Origin of the sequence: Rhizobium sp. Leaf384 (assembly GCF_001424065.1) — a bacterium.
Taxonomy (GTDB): Bacteria; Pseudomonadota; Alphaproteobacteria; order Rhizobiales; family Rhizobiaceae; genus Ferranicluibacter.
This window is the reverse complement of sequence record NZ_LMQE01000006.1, coordinates 61,454-84,666: the sequence shown is the minus strand read 5'-3', so window position 1 is coordinate 84,666 and position 23,213 is coordinate 61,454. Positions and strand designations below refer to the sequence as shown.

Annotated in this window: 22 protein-coding genes, 1 tRNA gene and 1 pseudogene; 8 read left to right on the top strand and 16 right to left on the bottom strand. The window is 63.1% G+C overall.

The genetic code is table 11. The annotated features are described in order from the left end of the window. Positions 1 to 17: 17 nt before the first annotated feature. Together hpt and ASG25_RS13990 are read left to right on the top strand one after the other, a co-directional pair. Positions 18 to 569 (top strand): hypoxanthine phosphoribosyltransferase, encoded by a 552-nt coding sequence (hpt, locus tag ASG25_RS13995; RefSeq protein WP_062474844.1) that lies wholly within the window; start codon positions 18 to 20, stop codon positions 567 to 569. 91 nt (positions 570 to 660) lie between these two features. Then, a complete protein-coding gene (locus tag ASG25_RS13990; RefSeq protein ID WP_062474841.1) occupies positions 661 to 1,020 on the top strand; it encodes a response regulator in 360 nt (119 codons plus the stop codon). A gap of 81 nt (positions 1,021 to 1,101) precedes the next feature. On the opposite strand, the gene ASG25_RS13985 is transcribed toward ASG25_RS13990, so the two are convergent. From ASG25_RS13985 to argH, 4 genes and pseudogenes are all read right to left on the bottom strand, one after another. Beyond that, the gene (locus ASG25_RS13985; RefSeq protein ID WP_062474837.1) at positions 1,102 to 3,825 is read right to left on the bottom strand and encodes a TIGR02302 family protein; all 2,724 of its coding nucleotides are present in this window, start codon (positions 3,823 to 3,825) and stop codon (positions 1,102 to 1,104) included. Between the two features lie 217 nt (positions 3,826 to 4,042). Then, the gene (gene lysA / locus ASG25_RS13980; protein WP_062474833.1) at positions 4,043 to 5,329 is read right to left on the bottom strand and encodes a diaminopimelate decarboxylase; all 1,287 of its coding nucleotides are present in this window, start codon (positions 5,327 to 5,329) and stop codon (positions 4,043 to 4,045) included. Between the two features lie 283 nt (positions 5,330 to 5,612). Continuing rightward, positions 5,613 to 5,708: pseudogene (locus tag ASG25_RS23660) on the bottom strand (lipoprotein); the annotation flags it as partial. Positions 5,709 to 5,904: 196 nt separating this feature from the next. Next, on the bottom strand, positions 5,905 to 7,308 hold the full coding sequence (gene argH / locus ASG25_RS13970) for an argininosuccinate lyase (protein ID WP_062474827.1): 1,404 nt from the start codon (positions 7,306 to 7,308) through the stop codon (positions 5,905 to 5,907). Between the two features lie 43 nt (positions 7,309 to 7,351). Between argH and ASG25_RS13965 the strand changes: the two genes are divergently transcribed. Further along, on the top strand, positions 7,352 to 8,032 hold the full coding sequence (locus ASG25_RS13965; RefSeq protein WP_062474824.1) for a TlpA disulfide reductase family protein: 681 nt from the start codon (positions 7,352 to 7,354) through the stop codon (positions 8,030 to 8,032). Positions 8,033 to 8,131: 99 nt separating this feature from the next. Here ASG25_RS13965 and ASG25_RS13960 read toward each other — a convergent pair whose 3' ends face one another. From ASG25_RS13960 to ASG25_RS13925, 7 genes are all read right to left on the bottom strand, one after another. Continuing rightward, positions 8,132 to 9,004 carry a 3-hydroxybutyryl-CoA dehydrogenase gene (locus tag ASG25_RS13960; protein WP_062474821.1) on the bottom strand — a complete coding sequence of 291 codons (873 nt, stop codon included), beginning with the start codon at positions 9,002 to 9,004 and terminating at the stop codon, positions 8,132 to 8,134. Between the two features lie 317 nt (positions 9,005 to 9,321). Then, the gene (locus ASG25_RS13950; protein WP_062474814.1) at positions 9,322 to 10,251 is read right to left on the bottom strand and encodes an electron transfer flavoprotein subunit alpha/FixB family protein; all 930 of its coding nucleotides are present in this window, start codon (positions 10,249 to 10,251) and stop codon (positions 9,322 to 9,324) included. 147 nt (positions 10,252 to 10,398) lie between these two features. Beyond that, positions 10,399 to 11,148, bottom strand: coding sequence for an electron transfer flavoprotein subunit beta/FixA family protein (locus tag ASG25_RS13945; protein ID WP_062475734.1), 750 nt, complete (start codon positions 11,146 to 11,148; stop codon positions 10,399 to 10,401). Between the two features lie 338 nt (positions 11,149 to 11,486). Further along, positions 11,487 to 12,269 carry a rhomboid family intramembrane serine protease gene (locus tag ASG25_RS13940; RefSeq protein ID WP_082480187.1) on the bottom strand — a complete coding sequence of 261 codons (783 nt, stop codon included), beginning with the start codon at positions 12,267 to 12,269 and terminating at the stop codon, positions 11,487 to 11,489. A 120-nt stretch (positions 12,270 to 12,389) separates the two neighbouring features. Next, a complete protein-coding gene (locus tag ASG25_RS13935) occupies positions 12,390 to 12,968 on the bottom strand; it encodes a cob(I)yrinic acid a,c-diamide adenosyltransferase (protein ID WP_062474811.1) in 579 nt (192 codons plus the stop codon). Between the two features lies 1 nt (position 12,969). Next, complete coding sequence (locus ASG25_RS13930; RefSeq protein ID WP_062474808.1) at positions 12,970 to 13,167, bottom strand: twin transmembrane helix small protein; 198 nt, start codon at positions 13,165 to 13,167, stop codon at positions 12,970 to 12,972. 52 nt (positions 13,168 to 13,219) lie between these two features. Then, positions 13,220 to 14,068, bottom strand: coding sequence for an SDR family oxidoreductase (locus ASG25_RS13925; protein ID WP_062474804.1), 849 nt, complete (start codon positions 14,066 to 14,068; stop codon positions 13,220 to 13,222). Between the two features lie 233 nt (positions 14,069 to 14,301). Between ASG25_RS13925 and ASG25_RS13920 the strand changes: the two genes are divergently transcribed. After that, the gene (locus tag ASG25_RS13920) at positions 14,302 to 15,261 is read left to right on the top strand and encodes a YihY/virulence factor BrkB family protein (protein ID WP_082475612.1); all 960 of its coding nucleotides are present in this window, start codon (positions 14,302 to 14,304) and stop codon (positions 15,259 to 15,261) included. Here the strand turns inward: ASG25_RS13920 and gluQRS are convergent. Further along, positions 15,229 to 16,149: a tRNA glutamyl-Q(34) synthetase GluQRS gene (gene gluQRS, locus ASG25_RS13915; RefSeq protein WP_062475731.1), complete on the bottom strand. Its 921-nt coding sequence runs from the start codon at positions 16,147 to 16,149 to the stop codon at positions 15,229 to 15,231. The genes ASG25_RS13920 and gluQRS overlap by 33 nt on opposite strands. Before the next feature lie 55 nt (positions 16,150 to 16,204). Here gluQRS and ASG25_RS13910 point away from each other — a divergent pair, with 55 nt between their 5' ends. Together ASG25_RS13910 and ASG25_RS13905 are read left to right on the top strand one after the other, a co-directional pair. Next, positions 16,205 to 16,888, top strand: coding sequence for a DNA-3-methyladenine glycosylase (locus ASG25_RS13910; RefSeq protein WP_062474801.1), 684 nt, complete (start codon positions 16,205 to 16,207; stop codon positions 16,886 to 16,888). 95 nt (positions 16,889 to 16,983) lie between these two features. Next, on the top strand, positions 16,984 to 17,541 hold the full coding sequence (locus ASG25_RS13905; protein WP_062474798.1) for an HNH endonuclease: 558 nt from the start codon (positions 16,984 to 16,986) through the stop codon (positions 17,539 to 17,541). Between the two features lie 65 nt (positions 17,542 to 17,606). On the opposite strand, the gene ASG25_RS13900 is transcribed toward ASG25_RS13905, so the two are convergent. Both ASG25_RS13900 and ASG25_RS13895 read right to left on the bottom strand, forming a co-directional pair. Next, the gene (locus tag ASG25_RS13900) at positions 17,607 to 18,125 is read right to left on the bottom strand and encodes a disulfide bond formation protein B (RefSeq protein ID WP_082480185.1); all 519 of its coding nucleotides are present in this window, start codon (positions 18,123 to 18,125) and stop codon (positions 17,607 to 17,609) included. Between the two features lie 116 nt (positions 18,126 to 18,241). After that, positions 18,242 to 18,853, bottom strand: coding sequence for a YqaA family protein (locus tag ASG25_RS13895; RefSeq protein ID WP_062474794.1), 612 nt, complete (start codon positions 18,851 to 18,853; stop codon positions 18,242 to 18,244). Between the two features lie 536 nt (positions 18,854 to 19,389). Here ASG25_RS13895 and ASG25_RS13890 point away from each other — a divergent pair. Together ASG25_RS13890 and ASG25_RS13885 are read left to right on the top strand one after the other, a co-directional pair. After that, positions 19,390 to 19,474: transfer RNA gene (locus tag ASG25_RS13890), tRNA-Leu, on the top strand. A gap of 185 nt (positions 19,475 to 19,659) precedes the next feature. Further along, positions 19,660 to 20,877, top strand: coding sequence for an integrase arm-type DNA-binding domain-containing protein (locus ASG25_RS13885; protein ID WP_062475724.1), 1,218 nt, complete (start codon positions 19,660 to 19,662; stop codon positions 20,875 to 20,877). A gap of 411 nt (positions 20,878 to 21,288) precedes the next feature. On the opposite strand, the gene ASG25_RS22320 is transcribed toward ASG25_RS13885, so the two are convergent. Together ASG25_RS22320 and ASG25_RS13880 are read right to left on the bottom strand one after the other, a co-directional pair. After that, positions 21,289 to 21,972, bottom strand: a complete 684-nt coding sequence (locus ASG25_RS22320) for a DUF4276 family protein (RefSeq protein WP_082480245.1) — start codon at positions 21,970 to 21,972, stop codon at positions 21,289 to 21,291. Positions 21,973 to 21,982: 10 nt separating this feature from the next. Next, positions 21,983 to 23,149 carry an AAA family ATPase gene (locus ASG25_RS13880; protein WP_200942807.1) on the bottom strand — a complete coding sequence of 389 codons (1,167 nt, stop codon included), beginning with the start codon at positions 23,147 to 23,149 and terminating at the stop codon, positions 21,983 to 21,985. Positions 23,150 to 23,213 lie beyond the last annotated feature (64 nt).

Genomic DNA, 23,213 nt, shown 5'->3' with positions numbered 1-23,213 from the left:
CGCCTGGAGCCACTGCCATGCCCGTCGTTCGCGGAAAGATGATCGAGACGCTGTTTTCACCGGACGTGATTGCCACACGCAACACGGAGATGGCGGCCGACATCGTCAAGGGCCGCACCGATGACCTGCTGGTCATCTCCGTGCTCAAGGGCTCCTTCATCTTCGCAGCCGACCTCATCCGCGCCATGCATCATGCGGGCCTTGCGCCGGAAGTCGAGTTCATCACCCTGTCGAGCTACGGCACGGGCACGGTCTCGCGCGGGGTGAGGATCATCAAGGATATCGACAGCGACCCCCGTGGCCGCGACGTCCTGCTGATCGACGACATTCTTGAATCGGGGCGGACGCTCCGCTTCGCACGCGACCTGATGCTGGAACGGGGCGCGAAGTCGGTCTCGATCGCCGTTCTCCTCGACAAGAAGGTCAAGCGCGAGATCGACTTCGAAGCGGATTTCGTCGGTTTCGAATGTCCCGACTACTTTGTCGTCGGTTACGGCATGGACGTCGCCTATGCCTTCCGCGAACTGCCCTTCGTCGGCGTGGTCACCGGGGATGCCGACAAGATCTGATGCCGGCCTCTTGCGAGAAGAGGTTTGCCGGTCTTTACGGTTTTCAAAGAAAACTCTGCGCTTGTGGGCGTCCGAACCGTAGGAGGCCATGATGGCAAAGATCCTGATCACCGAGGATGAAGACTCCCTGCGCCGCTTCGTCGCGCGCGCCTTGCAGATGGACGGGCACGATGTCGTGCAGGCGGGCGATGGCGCGGAGGGGCTGGAGCATCTGCATGGTGCCACCTTCGACCTGCTGCTTTCCGACATCCGCATGCCCGTCATGGACGGCATCGCGCTTGCCCATGAAGCGGCGGCGGCCTTTCCCGGACTGAAGATCCTGTTGATGACCGGCTACGCCGAACAGCGCGAGCGCGCTGACGACCTTGCTGGAAAGATCGTCGACGTCGTTGCCAAGCCCTTCAGCCTGCCCGATATCCGCAAGGCGGTCGCCGTGGCTCTGGCGGCGTAAGGATGTCGAGAACGCGGGCGTCGAGGGCCTGATTGTCCGTCGGGCGCGCCCCCGTGACGCGGGACGCGCGCTGCTCCGATGTTACCGGATGTCCAGCAACCGCTCCAGATACTGCCGTTCCACCTCGGGCGAGACGTTGTTCCCGAGCCGGCGACGGATCTCGTCGAGGATTTCGCGCGCGCGCTGGGTGTCGATCTCGTCGGGCACCTTCACCTGATCCCCGAAGTCGGGTCCGGCGTTCTGCTGGCGGCGGCCAAGGGGGTCGCGGCCGTTCTGTCCATATTGCGGGATGCCCTGGCCGGGGCCCTGTCCCTGACCTTGGCCCTGGCTCATCTGGTTCATCATGTCCTGCGCACCCTCGCGCAGGGCCTGGAGTGCACGGCCCTGGCTGCCGACCGCCTGTTCGCCCTGACCCTGGCCGAGCTGGCCCGATGCGCCCTTCATCTCGCGCCCTGCCTGGCCGAAACCCTTGCCGGGCTTGATGCCCATGCCTTCAAGCCCCTTCTGAAGCTCGCCGAGCTGCTTTTCGAGCGCCTGCTGCTGGCCCTGGAGATCCTTCAGGGCCTGACGCAGCTGCTCCTCCGTCATCTGCTCGGTCGGATCGCCACCCTGCTGTTGCTGGCCCTGTTGCTGGTTGGGGTCTCCCGGCGGCTGTTCGAACAGATTCTCGTCCATCATCGGATCGCCCATCTGCATGCGGTTGCGCAGGGCCTGGTCGTGCTTGAACGTCTGCTCCATCAGTCGCTGCTGCTCCTGCATCAGCTGCCCGAGCTTGTCCATCTGCTGGCGCATCGCGCTGTTGTCCTGGCCCTGCTGCATGTCCTGCGGCCTGCGGCCGGCCTGCAGGTTGTTCATCATCCGCTGCATCTCCGACAGCATCTGGCGGGCCTGATCCTTCGATCCGGATTTGGCGAGGTTCTCGATCTGGTCCATCATCTTGTCCAGATCCTTGCTGCTCAGCATGTTCTCCATATTGGGCCGGGCGGCCGTCTGGGGGTTCTTCATCGCCTGTTCGGCAAGCGCCTGCATGAACTGCTTCATCGCTTCCCGCAGTTCCTGCATGGCCTTGGCGATCTCCTCGTCCGAGGCATTGCGCTCCAAGGCATCCGACAGCTTCTGCTGGGCCTCGCGCAGATTGCGTTCGGCCAGCGACAGGTTGCCGTCCTCGATTCCGAGCGCGACCTCCCAGAGATAGTCGGCGGTGCCGCGCATCGACTCTTCGTCGCGGGCCAGCGTCATGCGGCCCTTGGCGGATTGCAGCAGGAGAAAATGGGTGAGGTTGGGAATGTTGTCTTCCGGGCGGATGTTCAGCGCATCGTTGAGTTCGAACGCGCGGGGCAGGTCCCGGCTGTTCAGCGCCATGACCTGACGCTCCTCGGCAACCGCGCCAGCGAGCGGTTCATAGAAGCGGCGGGCGGGCAGGATCATCTCCTGCGGGGCGCTGCGCCCCTCCTGGCCGGCAGCATCGCGCGCGACCAGCGTGATGCGGACGCGCTTGCCGGCGAGCGGATGTTCCGACAGGTTGCGGCTTGCCGTCGCCTTGGCGTCCTTTGCATTGCGGCGCGGCAGGTCGAGCCGATATTCGGGGGCGGGGTAGAGCGGCGTTGCCTCGACGGGTGGCGCCTCCGCCGGGACGATCTCCGCGAAAGCCTCGCTCAGCCCGTAATCGTCCTTGGCAATGAAGGGGATCTCCAGTGCGGCATTGACCGTGGCGCGCGGCGTCCCGTCGAAGGCGATCTCGGGCACGGCGTCGGGAATGACGGCAAACTGCCATGTCTGCGTGCCGACCGTCAGCGTGCCGTCGCGGGTGATCTTGTAAAGATGCGTGCTGTTGCCGGGAGGCGTCGGGGCCGCGCTGTCCGTCGCCGTCGTCTCGCCTGCAGGCGAGGAGGGAACGGAGACCGGGGTGGCAACCGTGCCTGCAGCCTTGTCCGCGCCTGCCTCTTGCGGCTTTTGCGGCGGGATCGGCACGGCCGTGGCGGCACCCGTGTCGAGGAAGGTGACGGCCGTGTCCGGGGCGGATGCCGCGCTGGTCACGCGAACGGTCACGTCGCTGAACTGCGGGATGCGGAGCACGCTCGCCTCCGCGGGCGCGCCCGTGGCATCGGCCTGGTCTGCCCGTCCCGTCAGGAACACGGGTGCGCGGCCGGTATAGGTGGGGGGCGTTACCCAGGCGTCGATGCGCACATCCGGCGCGGCGACGATGGTGTCGGGCAGGCGGAACGCATCCGAGAGCGTTCCGGCGCGGTTGGAATACGAATAGGCAAAGGCGACAGTTACGAGCAGAACCGGTAGCGCACGCAGGCCGAACCCGTCATGGCGGGCGATATCGGGGCGCGGCAGCCCCGTTTCGAGCGCGCCGATCATCCGGGCCATGCGTGTCTGGTGTTCGCGCCACAGCGCCTCGCCGAAGGCGCCGCCGGTGGCCGGCTTGTCGTCCTGCACGCCGATCGCCTGGTGCGGCAGCGCATTGCGCTCTTCCAGCAGGCGATCGGCCTCGTGCATATCGGGCAGGCGGATGCGGAAGACCGGGACGAGAGCAGCCATGAAGGCAAGCGCAAAGGTCAGCAGCAAACCGGCGTGAACGAGCGGTGGCACCGTCCGGAACAGGCCGAACCAGGCAGCGGAAAGGAAGAGAAAGGCGATGCCCAGCGGGAGGAGCGCGCGAGGCGCCAGCCGCTCGGCAACGAGAACCGCGCGGGCGAAACCGCGCTTGCGGGCGAGCGTCTGCGTCATGCCTGTCTTCATCCTGCCGGAGACGCCGTTTTTGCCGACCGGGCGTTCCTGCCGCCGGAATTCTGCCATCCACACCGTCCTGTTTCTGCCCTTACACCGCAGCCCACGCGAATCCCGCGCCTGCCGATGTGTTTACGGGCGCGAGGATACCATTGTTTGTGGCGAAGACGAGGGCGAGAACGCAATCGTGAACGTGGCGTCCTCCGGCGAAACCACGTCCGACGGTCTTGACCTTCCCGCACAGACGGACGGCAGCCGGGCGTGCCGGAGCCGGCCGGGGTCGCGCTCAGTCTGGCAGCGCTTCGTCCGAAAGCCACTCCGGCAGACTGTCGAGACCGATCAGATCCTCGATGGTGGTGCGCGGACGGACCACGTGGAAGCGGTTGCCCTTGACCAGGACCTCGGGCACCAGAAGCCGCGAATTGTACGTGCCGGCCTGCACCGCACCATAGGCGCCTGCCGTGCTGACGGCGAAGAGATCACCCGGGCGCGGCATGGCCATTTCGCGGTCGAGCGCCAGATAGTCGCCGGTCTCGCAGACCGGGCCGACGACATCCGCGGTGATGCGCGGCGCGTTGGCGGCCGAGATGCGGACCGGGCGGATCTCGTGATAGGCTTCGTAGAGCGTCGGACGGATGAGATCGTTCATCGCCGCATCGACGATGACGAAGGTCTTCGATCCGCCATCCTTCACATAGATCGTCTCGGTCACCAGAATGCCGGCATTGCCCACGATCAGGCGGCCGGGCTCCATGACGATGCGGCAGCCGAGACCGGCAAGCTGCTCCTTGACGATCGCCGCATAGGCGTCGGGCAGGGGCGGGGGATTGTTGTCTTCCTTGTAGGGAACGCCGAGACCGCCGCCGACATCGACATGATCGATGACATGCCCGTCGGCGCGCAGCGCGTCCACGAGATCGCGCAGCACCTTGAAGGCGTCCTCGAACGGCTGCAGCTCGGTGATCTGGCTGCCGATATGCATGTCGATCCCGGTGACCTTGATGCCGGGAAGCGTTGCGGCATGGGCATAGACGGCGCGGGCGCGCTCGAAGCCGATCCCGAACTTGTTTTCCTTCTTGCCGGTCGAGATCTTGGCATGGGTCCGGGCATCCACATCCGGATTGATGCGGAAGGACACGTGCGCCTGGCGATCGAGACGGACGGCGCGGGCGTTGAGCACTTCGAGCTCGGGTTCGGATTCGACGTTGAAGCAGTAGATGCCGGCGGCCAGCGCCAGATCCATCTCGCCGGCCGTCTTGCCGACGCCGGAAAACATGATCCGCTCCGCCGGAATACCGGCGGCCAGTGCGCGGGCCAGTTCGCCGCCGGAGACGACGTCGATGCCGGCGCCGAGACGGCCGAGCGTCTTCAGCACGGCCTGGTTGGAATTCGCCTTCATGGCGTAGCACACCAGCGCGTCGACGCCCTCGAAGGCCTTCGCGAAGACGGCATAGTGCCGCTCCAGCGTCGCGGTGGAATAGCAGTAGAAGGGGGTGCCGACGGCACGGGCGATGTCGGTCACCGGCACGTCTTCCGCATGCAGAACGCCGTCACGATATTCGAAGTGGTTCACGGATGGGGCCTTCGGTGGGCTGTCAGAGCAGCGGGTCGAGGAGGAAGGAGCGCTCGGGCACGTCGGCCTGGGCGCCAGTGCGGCCGCTGCGGGCCGCCGTGTTGTCAGAGCCGGGGACGGTGTTCATCTGCGTCACGGCCGTCGTCTGGGTCGAGGCATTGCCGGAGACGGCGGCGCTCGCCGGGGCGGCCCCGCTTGCCGGGCGCACGAAGCCGGACGGCAGGGCCGAAGGCGTGGCAGTCGTGTTCTGGGTGTCCTTTGCCGCCTTCGCGCGGGCGACGCTCGGACGTTCGAGATCGCCCTTGCGGCCGCAGCCGGAGGCCGTCAGCACCGTTGCCGTCAGAAGCAGCGCCGTCAGGGCGGCAGTCCGAAATGTCATCGTCGCGGGTCCTTTGCGAGGGAAGGCGGTCCCTCTTAGCTGTTTTTCAAGGACCGCGCACGTTCGAATTGCTGATGGATCGCCCGGGAAACGTGATCGATCGCCCGGGCCGGCCTTTGCGTTCTTATTTTGATGCATGTCGTTTCCCGAAACCGCTGCACAGTTTCGGGCGACATGCAGCAGAAGGCCGGACGCCTCAGTTGCGTGCCCGCCACCAGGCGATCTGCCGGCGAACTTCGGCCGGCGCGGTGCCGCCGAAGGAGGTGCGGCTGGCGACGGAGGCCTCGACCGTCAGCACGTCGAAGACCTTGTCCGTGATCGCCGCGTGGATCGCCTGCAGGTCGTCAAGGCCCAGTTCGCCAAGGTCGCAGCTCCGGCTCTCGGCCAGCGCCACGGCACGGCCGGTCACGTGGTGGGCATCGCGGAAGGGCAAGCCGGCTTCGCGCACGAGCCAGTCCGCCAGATCCGTCGCGGTGGAGAAGCCGGACCCGGCCGCCTTCTTCATGCGCTCCGTGTTGATGGTCATGTCGCGCACCATGCCGGTCATGGCGGCAAGGCCGAGCTCCAGGCTCTCGGCGCTGTCGAAGACCTGTTCCTTGTCTTCCTGCATATCCTTGGAATAGGCGAGCGGCAGGCCTTTCATGATGGTGAGAAGCGCGATCAGCGAGCCGTTGATACGACCTGTCTTGGCCCGCACCAGCTCGGCGGCATCCGGATTCTTCTTCTGCGGCATGATGGAGGAGCCGGTGGAAAAGGCATCCGACAGCCGGACGAAGCCGAACTGCGGCGTCGACCAGATGACGATCTCCTCGGCAAGGCGCGACAGGTGGGTGGCCGAAATCGCCGCGATCGACAGGAACTCCAGCGCGAAATCGCGATCGGAAACGGTGTCGATGGAGTTGCGCGTCGGTCCGGCGAAACCAAGCGCCTTGGCGGTCATGTGCCGGTCGATCGGAAAGCCGGTGCCGGCAAGGGCCGCCGCGCCGATCGGGCTTTCGTCCATATGCTCGATGGCGTGCCGCACACGGGCGCGGTCCCGGCCGAACATTTCGACATAGGCCATGCAATGGTGGCCGAACGTGACCGGCTGGGCCGTCTGCAGATGGGTGAATCCCGGCATGACCGTGTCGGCATGTTCCTCGGCACGATCGAGGAAGGCGGCGATCAGGCGCGTGAGCGCGGTCTCGACCTTCTGCAGTTCTTCCTTGACCCAGAGGCGGAAATCGAGCGCCACCTGGTCGTTGCGCGAGCGCGCCGTGTGCAGCCGGCCGGCGGCCGGGCCGATCAGCGTTGCCAGGCGGGATTCGACGTTCATGTGGATGTCTTCGAGGCGGCGGGAAAACGTGAAGGTGCCTGCCTCGATCTCCGACAGGATCGTGTCGAGGCCACCGAGAATGGCGTCCTTGTCGGCGCCGGAAATGATGCCCTGATGGGCCAGCATTTCGGCATGAACCTTGGAGCCGCGGATATCCTGCGCGTAGAGCTTCTTGTCGAAGCCGATGGAGGCGTTTATCTCCTCCATGATGGCGTCGGGTCCGGACGCGAAACGACCGCCCCACATCTGGTTGGAGGTTTTCGTCTCGGAAGCGCCGTCGGCCATCGCAGTATCCGTCCTGAAAAAGGTACAAGTCTTGAAAACCGACATGACAGACCCGGGGAAACCCCGCTCCGCCCTACGGCTTGTGGCGCTCGCAGCCCTTCTGGGCCTGATCGCCGGTGCGGCAGCGGTATACGTCAGGCAAAGCGGGTCTGGCAATGCTCCGGAGATCGCTTCGGCGGGCGCGTCCGGCCAATGCGCAGCCGCGTCGGGCAAGATCGCCAGCCTTACGCCGCTGATGAAGGGCCAGGTGGCCGCCATGGCGCCGGCCGACCGGCCGCGGCCCCTGGAGGATCTCACGTTCAAGGATGGAACGGGCAAGGATCTGACGCTCGCCGACTTCAAGGGCCGCACGGTTCTCCTCAACCTCTGGGCCACATGGTGCGTACCCTGCCGCGAGGAAATGCCGGCGCTCGACAGGCTGGAAAAGGCGGAGGGAAGCGACCGGTTCGAAGTCGTCGCCGTCAATATCGACACCGGCAGCGACGAGAAGCCGAAAGCGTTCCTGTCGGAGACCGGCGTCGCGGCGCTAAAACCCTACCGCGATGCTTCCATGGGCGTCTTCAATGCGCTGAAGAAGGAGGGGCTCGCTTTCGGGCTGCCCGTGACCGTGCTTCTCGACGAGAAGGGTTGCCTGCTCTCGGCCATGAACGGGCCGGCGGCCTGGGATGGCGATGAGGGGCGGGCCCTGGTGCGCGCCGCGGCCTCGGCGGGCACGGGGTCCTGAGCCGTCAGCGATGTCGGCAATCATGAAGCCCTGTGCCACGAGGACGGCGCTCACGCTCCTGTTCGCTGTTGCCGATCGTGCCTGTTGGCGACGGCGGATTTACCGCGTGGGAACGGGGGTTTCCCCACGATAGTCGTAAAAACCGCGGCCGGACTTCCGACCAAGCCAGCCGGCTTCGACATATTTCACGAGCAGCGGGCAGGGGCGGTACTTGCTGTCGGCGAGACCATCGTGGAGGACCTGCATGATCGACAGGCAGGTGTCGAGGCCGATGAAATCGGCCAGTTGCAGCGGTCCCATCGGGTGATTGGCGCCGAGCTTCATGGCGGTGTCGATCGCATCGACCGTGCCGACGCCTTCGTACAGCGTGTAGATCGCCTCGTTGATCATCGGCAGAAGGATGCGGTTGACGATGAAGGCCGGGAAATCTTCGGCCACCGTGATGGTCTTGTCCAGGGCCGTGACGAACTGGCGGGCCGAGGCGAACGTGCCTTCCTCGGTCGCGATGCCGCGCACCAGCTCGACGAGCTTCATGACCGGAACCGGGTTCATGAAGTGGATGCCCATGAAACGCTCCGGACGGTCCGTGGCGGAGGCAAGGCGCGTGATCGACAGGGACGAGGTGTTGGTCGCGAGAATGGCGTCGGGCTTCAATACCGGACAGACGGCTACATAGATCTTGCGCTTGACGGCTTCGTCTTCCGTCGCCGCTTCGATCACGAGATCGGCCGGCGACAGGTCCGTCAGGTCGGAGGACCCCTTGATGAGCGTGAGCGCCTTCTTGCGCTCGTCCTCGGTCAGTTTTCCGGACGAGACCTGGCGGGCCATGTTGCCGTTGATCGTGGCGAGACCAGCCTCGATGCGATCGGGCGCGATGTCGTAGAGGTGCACCTTGTACCCTGCCATCGCGGCGACCTGCGCAATGCCGCAGCCCATCTGCCCCGCACCGACGATTCCGACATTCTTGATCATCAAGCCGTTCTTCCCCAATCGCAGCCGACGTTCAGCACCGCGACCGCGCCGCGCGCCATGGTGACGTCCAGCTTCGCAGTCGCGCTCGACACCCGCCGCATCATCGTCTTCCGGATCGGTTTTCGATCCTGGAATGATGCAGTCAAGGCCTGCCTCAAAGTGATACCGGCTGGCGGCGGGTTTTGCCAGTGCTTTCCGTCGTTCTCTGCGCGTCTTCGAATGTAAAACGGCCGCATCGGGGATGCGGCCGTTCACTTCTCGGTGTGTCGAGGCACAGCCTCCGCCGTGTCAGGAACCCAGCCTCGGCTGGATCGGGGTCACAGCGCCTTTTCGAGTTCCGGCAGCAGCGTGAAGATGTCGCCAACGAGACCGTAGTCCGCGACCTGGAAGATCGGTGCGTCTTCGTCCTTGTTGATGGCGACGATGACCTTGCTGTCCTTCATGCCGGCGAGGTGCTGGATGGCGCCGGAGATGCCGCAGGCGATATAGAGCTGCGGAGCGACCACCTTGCCGGTCTGGCCGACCTGCCAGTCGTTGGGCGCATATCCCGCATCCACGGCGGCCCGCGAGGCACCGACGGCGGCGCCGAGCTTGTCGGCGAGCGGCAGGATGACCTCCTGGAACTTCTCCGCCGAGCCGAGCGCGCGGCCGCCCGACACGATGATCTTCGCGGAGGTCAGCTCCGGACGGTCGGACGAGGACAGGGCATCCGCGACAAAGGTGGACAGCCCGGGATCGGCCGCCGCAGAAACGGTCTCGACCTGTGCCGAACCGCCTGCGGCGGCGGGCGCGAAGGTCGAGGTCCGCACGGTGATGACCTTCTTGGCGTCGCCCGACTGCACGGTCTGGATGGCGTTGCCGGCATAGATCGGACGCTTGAACGTATCGGCCGACACGACCTCGGTGACCTCGGAGATCTGGGCGACATCGAGCAGGGCTGCGACGCGCGGCATGACGTTCTTGCCGACCGAGGTGGCCGGCGCGATCAGAACGGCGTAGCTGCCGGCGAGCGACACGATGAGGGCTGCCAGCGGCTCGGCCAGGTTGTTGGCAAGGCCTGCATCGTTTGCGAGCAGGACCTTCGATACGCCGGTCAGCGTTGCGGCGTTGGCGGCCGCGGCGTCCGCACCGGCGCCTGCGACCAGAACATGGATGTCGCCACCGATGGCGGTCGCGGCGCTGACGGTACGGGCGGTTGCGTCGGAAACGGTGTGACCGTCATGATCCGCCAGAAGAAGAATGGCCATGTCGTATGTTCTCCGTGAAATCTCGATCTGTCTGTCGCTGCGTCGTCGGTCCCGTATCGACCGCATATCGGCAGCATGTCGCATGCAGAGCCCGGCTGCCGGTGCGCGCTGTCCTGGCGGACCTGCGGCGCACCGTGCACCTCGGGCTTACAGCACGCCGGCTTCGTTCCTCAGCTTGTCGACGAGTTCGGCAACCGAGCCGACCTTGATGCCCGCCTTGCGGCCGGCCGGCTCTTCGGTCTTCAGGACGGTCAGGCGCGGTGCCGTGTCGACGCCGAAATCGGCCGGCGTCTTCTTGTCGAGCGGCTTCTTCTTCGCCTTCATGATGTTCGGCAGCGACGCATAGCGCGGTTCGTTGAGGCGCAGATCCGTCGTGACGACGGCCGGAAGCTTGATGTCGATCGTCTGCAGGCCGCCGTCGACCTCGCGGGTGACGGTCGCCTTGTCGGCGTCAAGGACGACCTTGGACGCGAACGTGCCCTGGCTCCAGCCGAGCAGCGCCGACAGCATCTGGCCCGTCTGGTTGCTGTCGTCGTCGATGGCCTGCTTGCCCACGATGACGAGCGACGGCTGCTCGGCTTCCACGACGCCCTTGAGGATCTTGGCGACCGCCAGCGGCTCCACGGTCGCATCGGTCTCGACCAGAATTGCGCGGTCCGCACCCATCGCGAGCCCGGTGCGCAGCGTTTCCTCCGCCTTCGCCGGGCCGATGGATACGACGACCACCTCCGTCGCCTTGCCTGCTTCCTTGAGCCGCAGGGCTTCTTCCACGGAGATTTCGTCGAACGGGTTCATCGACATCTTCACGTTGGCAAGCTCGACGCCGGACCCATCCGGCTTGACGCGGATCTTGACGTTGTAGTCAACGACGCGCTTCACGGTGACAAGAATTTTCATGGAGCCTTCCTTCATCGAATCTCGGCAGTGAATCTCAACGATGTGGCCGGGTCTGCGGGCCCGGCACGGATCTGACGTGGTCGCGGCTGTCCGTGTCAGCCCCAGATGGTCCGTTCGGCGCGTCTCGGCGCCGGTCTCGAGCCGAAGGAAACACGGTTCCAGACAACAGAAATCGCATAGTCCCTTGCCGCCCTGTCAGTCGATTGGCGACATCGATACGCGTTTTTTCCACAATTACAATCTCGGCTGACCTCGCTCCCGGTCCATCCCGTAAATTACTGACCTTTACGTGCACGTCAATAGGCTGCCCCGGTTTTCTGGTCGTCGCTTGGATCTGGTCACGGCAGCGGACCCCACGGGCCGGCTTGGCCCTGACCAGGCGCGACGCCGGGAGGAGCCGTTTCCACGAGGCGAACGGCCTTCGGCACGACGACGACCCTGTCGAACAGCGGTACGCCCTTGCGGCGCATGACAAGGACAAGGAGCAGACCTGTGATGATCCCGCCGACATGGGCGCCCCAGGATACATCCGCGGAGGGATCGACCGCCAGCATGTAGAATTGCTGTGCGATCCAGAGCGCGAGCGGAATGAAGGCGGGCAGGGGAAGCGGAATGCGGAAGAGGACGAGCACCCAGACACGAACCTTCGGGTGGAGGAGGAAGTAGGCCGCCACCACCCCGGAAACGGCGCCGGATGCGCCGATCAGCGGCGCCTGCGAGAAGGGCACGACAAGGCCGTGCACGAGCGCACCTGCCGCCGCACAGGCGAGATAGAAGATCAGGAACCGAACATGTCCAAGCGCATCCTCGACATTGTCGCCGAACACCCAGAGGAACAGCATGTTGGTGCCGAGGTGATAGAGGTCGGCATGCAGGAACGCATAGGTGATATGGGTCGCGCTTTCCGGCACGACGGCGATGCCGGGTGCCAGCGTCGCATCCCCAAAGATGAGCGCGGGGATATAGCCGAACGAAAGGAGGTCGGCGTTGACGGTCGCGGCTTCGACGAACAGCGGCCCGGTCAGAAAGAAGATCACCACATTTGCCGCGATGAGCCCGATCGTGACGACCTGCAGACGGATATGCTTCAGGTTGTTGCGATCGTGAAGCGGTATGAACATGCAGTTTCCTCCCGCATCATGGCTCTACCTTATGAGCCCTGCTTTCACCCTGAGCCCTGGCCTTGCCGCGCAAATCCAGCCCTTACTGCGCATGCCTGGGCTTACGGTGTAAGCCCAGCGTCATCGCGTGAGGCCGGGTATCCACAGGACGTCGCCGCGGCCGCGATCGTTCAGCCAGCGGGCCGCGACGAAGAGGAAGTCCGACAACCGGTTGACATATTCCAGCGCTGCCGGGCTGACGGTCTCTCCATCGGTATGGGAGAGGGCGACCATCGCGCGCTCCGCGCGCCGTGCAATGGTGCGGGCAAGGTGCAGGTGGGCGGCTGCCGGGGTGCCGCCGTTCAGCACGAAAGAGCGCAGCGGCTCGAGATCGGCGTTGAGGCGATCGATCTCGGCCTCGATCCGCGCCACTTGGCCGGCGACGATGCGCAACGGCTCGTAGGGCAGTGTTTCGCCGGTATCGGGCGTCGAGAGATCCGCACCGAGGTCGAAGAGGTCGTTCTGAATGCGTTTCAGCATGTCATCGACCTCCGGCTCGCTCGCCGTGGTGAGGCGCGCCATGCCGATGGCGGCGTTCGCCTCGTCGATCGTGCCGTAGCACTCGATCCGCAGGTCGTTCTTGAAACGCCGCGGACCGGCGGCAAGGCCCGTGGTCCCGTCGTCACCGGTGCGGGTGTAGATCTTGTTGAGCTTGACCATCTCAGCGGCCTCCGCCGGTGATCCAGAGCGTCAGCATGATCAGGCCGATGGCAACCGCCTGCAGCAGGACGCGGGCCTGCATCAGCTTGTTGGATGCATTTCCGCTGCCGCCCTTGGCCATGTTGATCAGGCCGCGGACGAGGACGATGACGACGAGGCCCATCACGAGGAGTGTCAGGCCGGTAAGAAAGGAACTCATGCGCAGTCTTTCTGACGGCCGCTCGCCGTCCCACCAGAGAGGATCCGGCCGCTCAGCCGAGGCGTCCGATAATGCGATAGAACAGGCTTGCCGGAAGCAGTTTCTTCAACCGCGCGCCCTGTTTGGCTGGTTGAGTCACAATATAGTGCGGTCGCGGCCGTTTTGCCGTCAAAGCTTTCACAAGAACGGTATAAACGGCCTCCGGTCCGAGTTTTCCCCTCGCAGGACCGCTTTCGCCGGTCAGCCGCTGCATCTGCCGTTGATATTCCGCGCGGTGGACCGAGCCTTCGAGGTCGATATGGCGGCGGATATGCGTCACGGCCGTGGCGGTGAAGCGCGATTCGATCGGGCCGGGCTCGATGAGGCTGACCGAAATGCCCGAACCGGCAAGCTCCATGCGCAGGGTCAGCGACAGGCCCTCGATGGCGAATTTCGACGCGTTGTAGGCGCCGCGCCATCGGTAGGGCACGATGCCGAGAATGGACGAGCACTGCACGATGCGGCCGTGGCCCTGCGCCCGCATGACCGGGATGACGCGACGGGTGAGATCGTGCCAGCCGATGACGTTGGTTTCGAGCTGCAGCCGCAGCGCCTCCGTCGGCAGGTCCTCCACCGCGCCGGCCTGTCCGTAGGCGCCGTTGTTGAAGAGCGCGTCCAGCCGCCCGCCTGTCCGCGCCAGGACAGCTTCGACCAGCGCCGCGATCGTTTCCGTGCGCGTGTAGTCCATGAGAAAGGTCTCGATCCCTTCGGCTTCGAGGCCGACCCGATCCTCCTCGCGCCGGACGGTGGCGAAAACGCGCCACCCGTCGCGTGTGAGCGCCCTTGCGGCATGGGCCCCGATGCCGGAAGAACATCCCGTGACGATGATGGTCGGTCGATCCCGATGAGGGCTGTCGGTCATGAAGGCGTGTCGCTCCGGATTCCGCAGATGGGCCAACAAGGCGCATGAAGCCGATGAGGCCCATGAGGCTGTGGACTTGGAGCGCTGGTCTCCCATATTCGACAGCAGGTGACAATGCGGCGGCTTTGCAACCGGACGCCGATCCGGACGCAAAGGTCTGCGCTTGAAACCAAATCGCAGTGCCGTACGTCTTTCGGGGAAGAGGACGTCGCGCCCTTGAGAGCGGAGACCGGATGCCGTTGTTCCTGCGTATGGCCTGGAAGGTCACATTCGATGCGCTGTGGCATTTCAGCGACGATGACGGCTGGGCCATGGCCAGCCATGTCGCCCTGTCGTCGCTGCTCGCAATCTTTCCGTTCCTGATCTTCGGAACCGCGCTCGGCAGTTTTCTTGGTGCCGACCAGTTCGCGACCACGGCCGTGCACCTGATCTTCGACACATGGCCACCATCGATCGCAAAGCCGATCGCCGACGAGATCGTGCAGGTGCTGACCACGCCGCGCGGCGGGCTGCTTACCGTGTCCGTGCTCGCGGCCGCCTATTTTGCCTCCAACGGCGTCGAGGCGCTGCGCATTTCGCTCAACCGGGCCTACCGGGTGGCGGAAAGCCGGCCCTGGTACGTCACGCGGATCGCCAGCCTCGGCTTCGTGCTGGCCGGGGTCGTCATCCTGGCGTTTGTCAGCCTGCTGCTGGTCGCGGTGCCGCTTGCCCTGCGCTATGCCGACCGCTGGCTGCCCTGGCTCGACGAGCTTCTGTCGATGGTCGACAACTGGGGTCTGGCGCTGGCGCTCCTCATTCTGACCGGGGGCTTGATCGTTTCCCATCTCTGGTTGCCCGATGGCCGGCGCAAGATCATGGACGTGCTGCCGGGGATCGTCATCACGCTTGTTGCCTGGACGATCGGTGCCGTCGGTTTCGCGTCCTATCTTTCGAATTTCGCAAATTATGCCTCGACCTATGCCGGTCTGGCCTCGATCATGATCGTGCTCGTGTTCCTCTACATGCTGGGCGCGATCTTCATCATCGGCGCGGAGATCAATGCGGCGATCATGAAATACAAGGTCAAGCGCATGGTGATCCGCCATTTTCGCGGCATGCCGGCGGAGGAGGCCGCGGCGACGCGCGATATCGCCCTGCCGGAAGAGAGCGCGGCCGCGGCGTCAGACGACAAGCGCGCGGACATCCGCCGCTGAAAGGCCTTTCTCCCTGAGGTCGCGCAGCCCCGTATCGCGATGGCTCTTCGACAGCTTGCGCCCGTCCGCTCCGAGGATGAGGCGATGGTGGTGATAGACCGGTTCCGGCAGGTCGAGCAGCGCCTGCAGCAGGCGGTGGACCGAGGTCGCATGAAAGAGATCCTGCCCTCGGACGACATGGGTTACGCCCTGCAAGGCATCATCCACGGTGACCGACAGATGGTAGCTGGAGGGCGCATCCGGCCGCGACAGGATGACGTCGCCCCAAGCCTCGGGCATGGCGTGAACCGTTTCCAGCACGGTCTTCCCGTCCTCAGGCTCGCCATGGGCACGCAGGCCGGTTTCCTGCCAGGTCAGCGGCCCTTTGACGGCGTTGCGGGCTTTCGCCATGTCGAGCCGCCAGGCGAACGGTCGTCCGGCCGCCGTTGCTTCGGCCACCGCGTCCGCCCGTTGCGCCTCGCTCCAGTCGCGCTCCGGGCCGGGGTAGAGAGGCGCGCCGTCCGGATCGCGCGGCCAGGGGGCGCCGCCCGCCTCGATGGCAGCGACCCGGGTGCGGATCTCGCCGCGCGTGAGAAAGGCGGGGTAGACGAGACCCAGATCCCTGAGGCGGTCCAGCGCCCTCTCGTAATCCGCAAAGTGCTCGGACTGGCGCCGGATGGGCTCGTCGAAGGTCAGGCCGAGCCAGGCGAGGTCATCGAGAGCGGCCTGCTCGAATGCCGGGCGGCACCGGGTCCGGTCGATATCTTCGAGGCGCAGCAGAAGCCGTCCGCCGGTTTCTGCCGCAAAACGGGCGTTGATAAGCGCCGACAGCGCGTGGCCGAGGTGGAGAAGGCCATTGGGGCTCGGCGCGAAGCGGTATACCGGGGGCTTTGACAGGCGGTGCGGCATGGCTTCTTCTGCCACCGAAGGGCCGCCGGGCCAAGACCAGGAGAAGCGTTCCGCCATGCGGATTCTGAGCGATCACGATGTTTCCCTCGGGCTCTCGGCTCTGACGGAGCGCGACCCCCGGCTGATCCCGATCCTCGCGGCGACGGGACCCGTGCCGCTCCGGCGATCCGAACCCGGCTTTTCCGGGCTGGCCGCCATCATCGTGTCCCAGATGATCTCCAAGGCCAGTGCGGCCGCAATCTGGAACCGGCTGGTGCTGCGCCTGGGCACGGTGGAGGCGCAGGCCTTTCTCTCGCTCGCGGAGGAAGAATGCCGCGCGGTCGGGCTTTCGGCTGCGAAAATCAAGGCTCTGCGGGCCGCCGCGTCCGCTGTCGAGGCCGGATCGCTCGATCTCGACGGCCTCTGTTCCGTCGATCCGCAGGTTGCCATCGCCACGCTCGGCGCGCTTCCGGGGATCGGTCGCTGGACCGCCGAGGTCTATCTCGTCTTCTGCGCCGGTCATTGCGACATCTTTCCCGTGGGCGACGTTGCACTTCAGAGTGCTGTTGCCGATGCCCTGTGCCTGGACATGCGACCCTCGGCCCGGGTGCTGGAAGGCCTCAGTCTGGCCTGGAGCCCCTGGCGCAGCGTTGCCGCCCGGCTGTTCTGGGCCTTCTATGCACAGCGCATGCGACGCGATGCCGCACCTGTTCTGGCGGGGCCGGACGCGGCAAAGCCGGCTCGTAACCAACTGAAATGAATCTTTTGTTTCCACTTTCCTTTCGGCTTCACAATCCTGACGTAACGAGCCTAATATAGAAGGGCAGATGCCGAATCGATCAGGAGTCACTGGACTTGACGATTGCAGTCTCACCTCAGGCCTTGCCTGCGCTCGTGTTGAACGCGGACTACCGGCCTCTCAGTTATTACCCTTTGTCGCTCTGGTCCTGGCAGGACGCGATCAAGGCGGTCTTCCTTGACCGTGTGGTTATTCTCGCGGAATACGAACATCAGGTCTCCTCGCCCAGCTTCTCGATGAAACTGCCGAGTGTCGTCTGCCTGAAAAGCTATGTTCAGCCCTCGCGTCATCCGGCCTTCACGCGTTTCAACGTGTTTCTGCGGGACCGTTTCGAATGCCAGTATTGCGGCTCGCCCGACGACCTGACCTTCGACCATGTCATTCCGCGCTGCCATGGCGGCCAGACGACATGGGAAAACGTGGTCGCCGCCTGTTCGCCCTGCAACCTGCGCAAGGGCGGCAAGATGCCCCGCAATGCCGGCATGTTCCCCCACCAGAAACCGTACCACCCGACCGTGCAGGACCTGCACAACAATGGCCGGCTGTTTCCGCCGAACTTCCTGCACGAAAGCTGGATGGACTATCTCTACTGGGATGTCGAACTGCAGCCGTAAGGCTTGGCGTTGACGGATTGCCGATGGGTTTCGAGGGCGCCACATGAGGGCGCCCTTTTCGGTTTTTACCGGGCTTTGACGGCGCCGTGGATGGCGATGGCCGCCAGCACCAAGCTCGCCAGCACGTTCCAGCCGGCAAAGGAAAGGCCGAGCACGCGCAGGGCCGCATCCGTGCAGGAGGGCCCATGCTTGCTGTCGAGATCGCCGAGGAGGTCGCCGACATTGGGCGAGACGCCCTGGGCCGTCGTCGAGCAATTTGCCGGACCGGCCCAGAAATGCCATTCGACGCCCGCGTGGTAGATGCCGATGCCCGCGCCGACCAGCATCATCAGCGCGACAACGGCCAGCAGCAGGCGCGGCAGCCAGGCCGGCATGGGGAAGGCTGCGCTGAGGATGGCGAGCAGGCCGACGGGAATGCCGTAATAATAGGGCTCGCGCTGCATCAGGCAGAGGGCGCAGGGGATGTAGCCGCCGAGATGCTCGAAGCCAAGCGCGGTTCCCACCGTGACGATCATCCCGAGCGTGACGAGGACGGCTGCGGGCAGGGCAGGGGAGCGTTGAATGGCGGTCACGGTCTCGGTCACGATCTCAAGGCTCCGGAAGGCGGGTTGGCGTCGATGTTGCCGACGGGCTTACAGCATATGGCCGGCGATCGAAATCTGTTTCGCGCCGGCCGGCGACCCGGAAAGGCATCGCCCGGTCAGGGCGTGACGATCTCCGGATTGTGCAGGAAAAAGCGGTAGGCGATGAAAAGAACGATCAGCACGGCAGCGATGACGGCCGAGATCAGGCCGAGACGCTTTTCGATGAAATGGCGGATCTCCTCGCCGTAGCGGCGCAGCAGCCAGGCGAGCAGGAAGAAGCGCGCGCCACGCGCAATGACGGCGCACACGATGAACAGGCCGAGATGGATGCCCGCGACGCCGGAGAGGATCGTGACGACCTTGATCGGCGGCAGGTGGGCAAGGCCCGAGGTGACGAGCAGCAGAACGAGCATTTCGTTGCTGAACGAGGCCCGCATGGTGTCGAACGCCTCGAGCTTGCCGTAGAATTCGAGGATTGGGCGGGCCAGCGCCTCGAACGCATAGTGTCCGAGATACCAGCCGGCAATGCCGCCGAGGACGGAGGCCACGGTCGCGATCGCTGCATAGCGCCAGGCGCGCTCGGGCCGCGCCAGCGCCATCGGCAGGAACAGCACGTCGGCCGGCACCAGGAAGACGGAGCTTTCCACGAAGGCGATGACGGCAAGCCAGACCTCCGCCGACTTGCGGGCGGCAAGCGACATGGTCCAGTCGTAAAGGCTGCGGAGCATCGGCAAATCCTCGTTCAGACGGCAGGCGGGACGGGATCCCGCGCGCAGCGCTGGCCCGAAACTCGCGACGATATCCCGAGCCGGGCGGTAAAACGGCGGTGCCCCGAAGGGCATGCTGTCGCTTTTATGCACGAACGGCCCAACTGTAAATCGCGCCTGCACAACGGATGTTGCTCCGCACCATGGTTTTTCGCCGGGCGCGTGCCGGTGCCACGCCAGCCAGCCGTCCCGCACCCTCAAGCGCGGTACGCAAAAAAGGATTCCCGCAACGCGCTTGAGGGGCTGGTTTGGATGCATGTCGTTTCCCGAAACCGCTGTACACGTTCGGACGACAGGCATGAGCGGACCATGCTCCTCGGCGCATGCTTTCCGCCACACGTCTTCCCCGCATGTCTTCCGCAACCCGACCGACCTCCTGCCCGGTCAGCGGCGAAGCGCCGTCAGCCTTGACGGCAAGCGATTGCGCTGCATTCCGACGGAATCCCGGTTGACCAAGCCCCGTCCACCCGTATAAATCCCGTTCCTGCCTCTCCCGTGCCCCATTGGCGGAATTGGTAGACGCGCTCGACTCAAAATCGAGTTCCGAAAGGAGTGCTGGTTCGACTCCGGCATGGGGCACCATCTTCTTTTCCACCGTCATTCATGATAGTCCATATGCTAGTAGCAAGGATCTGATTTTACAGGCTCTTCCGTCTGCGGCTGTCCAGGACTGTCCACCCACAGGTAACAAGTTTGGGGGTATGTCTGGGGGTGCGACTTTGTTGATACCCCTCGCCAATACCCCCAATACCCCCACAAGGTTTGATATGAGTTTGACGGATACGGCGATTAGAAATCTTAAGCCCTCAGACAAGCCTCGGAAACATGCAGACGCTGAGGGGCTATATCTTCTTGTCAATCCTAATGGCTCAAAGCTCTGGCGGAAATTCCGCTATAGGGGGAAGGAGAAGACACTTTCCTTTGGAGCCTATCCCGCCACCACTCTCAAGCAAGCCCGGACGCTGCGCGATGAAGCCAAGGCCTCCTTGGCGAGAGCGGTCGATCCCTCTGTTACAGCAAAGATCGAGAAAGCCCAACGCCTTGCCGGAGGCAGCAGCTTTAAGGAAGTCGCTGAAGAACTCCTGACCAAGAAGGAGGCGGAAGGCAAGGCGGTGGCGACGATGAAAAACAAGCGCTTCTATCTGAGGTTTGCCTCGACCGACTTGGGATCAAGACCGATTGATGAAATCAAGGCTCCGGAAATCCTTATCACGCTCCGGAAGCTGGAAAAGCGTGAGAAGCTGGCAACGGCTGGCAGGGTGCGGGCCGTGATAGGTGAGGTGTTTCGCTACGCCATTGCTACGGGGCGGGCTGAGAGCGATCCTACCGGTGCTCTGCGCGGCGCTATCAAAGCCAATAAGCCGAAGCACCAATCTGCCATCACCGATGGAAAGAACTTCGGCGACTTGCTTAGGTCCATCGACTCTTATGAGGGCCGGGGAGAGGGTGTGAAGGTAGCATTGCAGTTGATGGCACTGCTTTACCCCAGACCGGGCGAATTACGCCAAGCAGAGTGGAAAGAGTTCAATCTGGATAAGGCCATATGGACTATACCCGCCAGCAGAGCGAAAATGCGGCGGGATCACAAAAAGCCGCTGCCACCGCAAGCCGTCGCGATATTAAAAAGCATGCAGCAGTGGACCGGCACCGGGCGCTATGTCTTCCCCTCAGAACGCACCGTCACGCGCCCCATGAGCGACATGGCGATGAACACGGCCTTGAGAAGCATGGGCTTCTCCAAAGACACGCATGTTCCGCATGGTTTTCGCACGACGGCTTCGACGCTCTTGAATCAAGCCGGCAAATTCAACCCCGATGCTATTGAGGCCGAATTGGCGCATTTGGACCCCAATGCCGTCCGAGCCGCCTATCACCGTGGCGTGTATTGGGATGAACGTGTTCACATGGCTGCCTGGTGGGCCGATGAGTGCGACAGAATGCGTCTTGGGGCGGAGCTCATTCAACTACAGGGGAGACGGGCATGACTTGCGGCAGCGTGCAGGGCTAAGGACGACGCCGATATGCGTCGGAAATCCCAGCGCTACACGGGACTATTAGATTAACCGGTAGCAGACGGACGTTGGTTCGTCGGATATTTGACATCGTGAAGAGCTGCCCCGGGCGGTTGGGCCATTACGAATAGAATCCGTTCGCTATGCGCGCGTGGACTGATCAAAAGTCCCGAGGCAGCGAGGCATTATCTAAATTCGCAAATAAAATCAACAAAGAACCATGCCTCCAAACTCGGAACGGTAAGAGGCAGCTAGGAGGCATTCTGGAGTAGCGAGGCAGTTCAGGATTTGGAAACGTTGATCGCGTCAATACCACACCTGCTGTTGATGGATCGAAGCGTGATTGCGTTTCTACTTTCAGGGCAAAGAGACACGCCGCGTTCGCTAAGTTGCGAGCTTTTCAATTTCCGTGAGCCATTCGTCGAAGATCGGACATTCTTGTCGGATGTTATCCAAGCCAATATCTATAAAGGCGACGTTTCCGTGAAGTACTTTTTGGTAGCCTGGCAACGCAGCTATGAGCCGTTTGGACGGAGCTGTAATATAACTATCGTTGATGTGCTCAGGGGTCTCAAATGCGGCCCGAATAGCGGAAAAATGATCTGCAAGTTCCGGCTGTCCCATTGATTGAGCCATCGTTTGAGGGTTGCTAAATAGTAGCCCTTCAAACTCATGCATCGCTACAAATGGTATGAAGCGACCTGCCAAGCCCGGGTACCTTGCTGCGAAGTCCTGACGGAGGTTTTGCACGAGAAAAGATGATCTTTGATCGTACGGCAAGCCGGCACAGGCATGCCGTCCGGGCCAGCCGTCCTCACCTGATGGTAGAGCATAATAGTCCACAATCGTTGTCGCGAACGCCCCACCATCATTTAGTAGGTGCCTTGCAACCTCATCGGCAACTACTTCCCACGCACATATTCCTCCGCGCCGTTTTCTTACTCTTGCCGCCCCTAATAGGCGGGCTGAGACTTTATGGAAACCCAATGTGTACAGGTGGGGACCGAGGACTTCGTTTACGAACGTTTCCTCGGTCTGCCCTTCGACATGGACCAGAAGGCGAGTCATAGAGCCAACCTCACGATCCGCGCGGCCTGCCGCCGAGTTCATTCTTTTCCCACAGCTCTCCAAGACTGAAGTCCTCGAGCCATTCTGTGAGGGTGACACTTTCCAAACGAGTGAAAACTGAAGTGCCATCTTCTCGATCAGCAACAATCACCTCTTCGGGGGCGAAGTGATCCAACAAAAATGGGGATTGGGTTGACAGGATCACCTGACCTTTGTCGGAAGCTTGCCTTACCATGGCACCGAGCAGCGTTATGGCAGCTGGATGCAAGCCCAATTCTGGCTCGTCTACCAGGATAACCGAAGGTCGAAATTCAGTTGGCTGAAGCAGCAGCACCGCGAGTGCTATGAACCGTAGGGTGCCGTCGGAAAAGCTGGCGACATCAAAAAACGCATCGGAACTTGAGTGCTTCCACTCCAGCCGTATACGAGTTTCATCAAGTGCTCGCGGCTCAAGAACAAAGTCATCAAAAAATGGCGCAACTCGACGAATGGCACCGCGTATTAGGTTGTACTCTGGTTCATGGGCTTGTTTTAGATAGTATAGGAACGATGCTAGATTTGAGCCGTCGGGTCTCAGAAACCGGTTATCATCAAGTTCCGCAACTTTCTTCATCGGTGAAGAGGGTCCCGTGTCGTGGAAATGGTAGACACGCCAGCTTGATAAAGCAGTCTTCACGTAAGAAGAGACGCCATCGACATTGTCTCCCGAGATCGCGGCCTCTCCTCCGAAAGAAGAAAGCGATTTGTTGTAGGGCTGAGGATATGACTTATTCCAATAGGATGCGACCTCGCGCATTGGTATCAATCCGCTAAGGTCCGTAGGCTCCAGTGATATCTCGTACTGGTCCACAGAATCATTGAAGTAAGCTTTGAATTGAAGAGATTCGGTTTCCTTCGTTCCGAAATGCAATATCCGGTCGGCGCCGCCAGAACGTTTCACGTACTCCGTTAGTCTCCCTTCGGAGATCTCCCTCAGCAGCTTAAACGCCTCGATGAAATTTGACTTCCCGCTACCATTACCGCCGATGAGTATGTTGATAGGCCCGAGAGCCACCGTTTGGTCCTTGATGCTCCGAAAACCCTTAATACGAATCTTGTCGAGCTTTCCCAAGCGTGCCTCACGTTGAGTTCGATGGTTTAAAATGCTGGACAAAGTCAAGCAATCAACCAATTCCATGTTATGCCCGGTCATAAACTGTCTTACAGATCATGCAAGAGAGCCAGCTTCTCGACCGACAGCG

Bases quoted from the DNA above. Each gene is read 5' to 3' on its own strand.
- ASG25_RS13965 (WP_062474824.1), top strand. From the start codon at position 7,352: ATGACAGACCCGGGGAAACCCCGCTCCGCCCTACGGCTTGTGGCGCTC.
- ASG25_RS13940 (WP_082480187.1), bottom strand. From the start codon at position 12,269: ATGTTCATACCGCTTCACGATCGCAACAACCTGAAGCATATCCGTCTG.
- ASG25_RS13945 (WP_062475734.1), bottom strand. From the start codon at position 11,148: ATGAAAATTCTTGTCACCGTGAAGCGCGTCGTTGACTACAACGTCAAG.
- ASG25_RS13985 (WP_062474837.1), bottom strand. From the start codon at position 3,825: ATGGCAGAATTCCGGCGGCAGGAACGCCCGGTCGGCAAAAACGGCGTC.
- ASG25_RS13950 (WP_062474814.1), bottom strand. From the start codon at position 10,251: ATGGCCATTCTTCTTCTGGCGGATCATGACGGTCACACCGTTTCCGAC.
- ASG25_RS22320 (WP_082480245.1), bottom strand. From the start codon at position 21,972: ATGACTCGCCTTCTGGTCCATGTCGAAGGGCAGACCGAGGAAACGTTC.
- ASG25_RS13990 (WP_062474841.1), top strand. From the start codon at position 661: ATGGCAAAGATCCTGATCACCGAGGATGAAGACTCCCTGCGCCGCTTC.
- ASG25_RS13925 (WP_062474804.1), bottom strand. From the start codon at position 14,068: ATGACCGACAGCCCTCATCGGGATCGACCGACCATCATCGTCACGGGA.
- ASG25_RS13885 (WP_062475724.1), top strand. From the start codon at position 19,660: ATGAGTTTGACGGATACGGCGATTAGAAATCTTAAGCCCTCAGACAAG.
- ASG25_RS13880 (WP_200942807.1), bottom strand. From the start codon at position 23,149: ATGGAATTGGTTGATTGCTTGACTTTGTCCAGCATTTTAAACCATCGA.
- ASG25_RS13960 (WP_062474821.1), bottom strand. From the start codon at position 9,004: ATGATCAAGAATGTCGGAATCGTCGGTGCGGGGCAGATGGGCTGCGGC.
- ASG25_RS13935 (WP_062474811.1), bottom strand. From the start codon at position 12,968: ATGGTCAAGCTCAACAAGATCTACACCCGCACCGGTGACGACGGGACC.
- gluQRS (WP_062475731.1), bottom strand. From the start codon at position 16,149: ATGCCGCACCGCCTGTCAAAGCCCCCGGTATACCGCTTCGCGCCGAGC.
- ASG25_RS13930 (WP_062474808.1), bottom strand. From the start codon at position 13,167: ATGAGTTCCTTTCTTACCGGCCTGACACTCCTCGTGATGGGCCTCGTC.
- argH (WP_062474827.1), bottom strand. From the start codon at position 7,308: ATGGCCGACGGCGCTTCCGAGACGAAAACCTCCAACCAGATGTGGGGC.
- ASG25_RS13920 (WP_082475612.1), top strand. From the start codon at position 14,302: ATGCCGTTGTTCCTGCGTATGGCCTGGAAGGTCACATTCGATGCGCTG.
- ASG25_RS13910 (WP_062474801.1), top strand. From the start codon at position 16,205: ATGCGGATTCTGAGCGATCACGATGTTTCCCTCGGGCTCTCGGCTCTG.
- hpt (WP_062474844.1), top strand. From the start codon at position 18: ATGCCCGTCGTTCGCGGAAAGATGATCGAGACGCTGTTTTCACCGGAC.
- ASG25_RS13895 (WP_062474794.1), bottom strand. From the start codon at position 18,853: ATGCTCCGCAGCCTTTACGACTGGACCATGTCGCTTGCCGCCCGCAAG.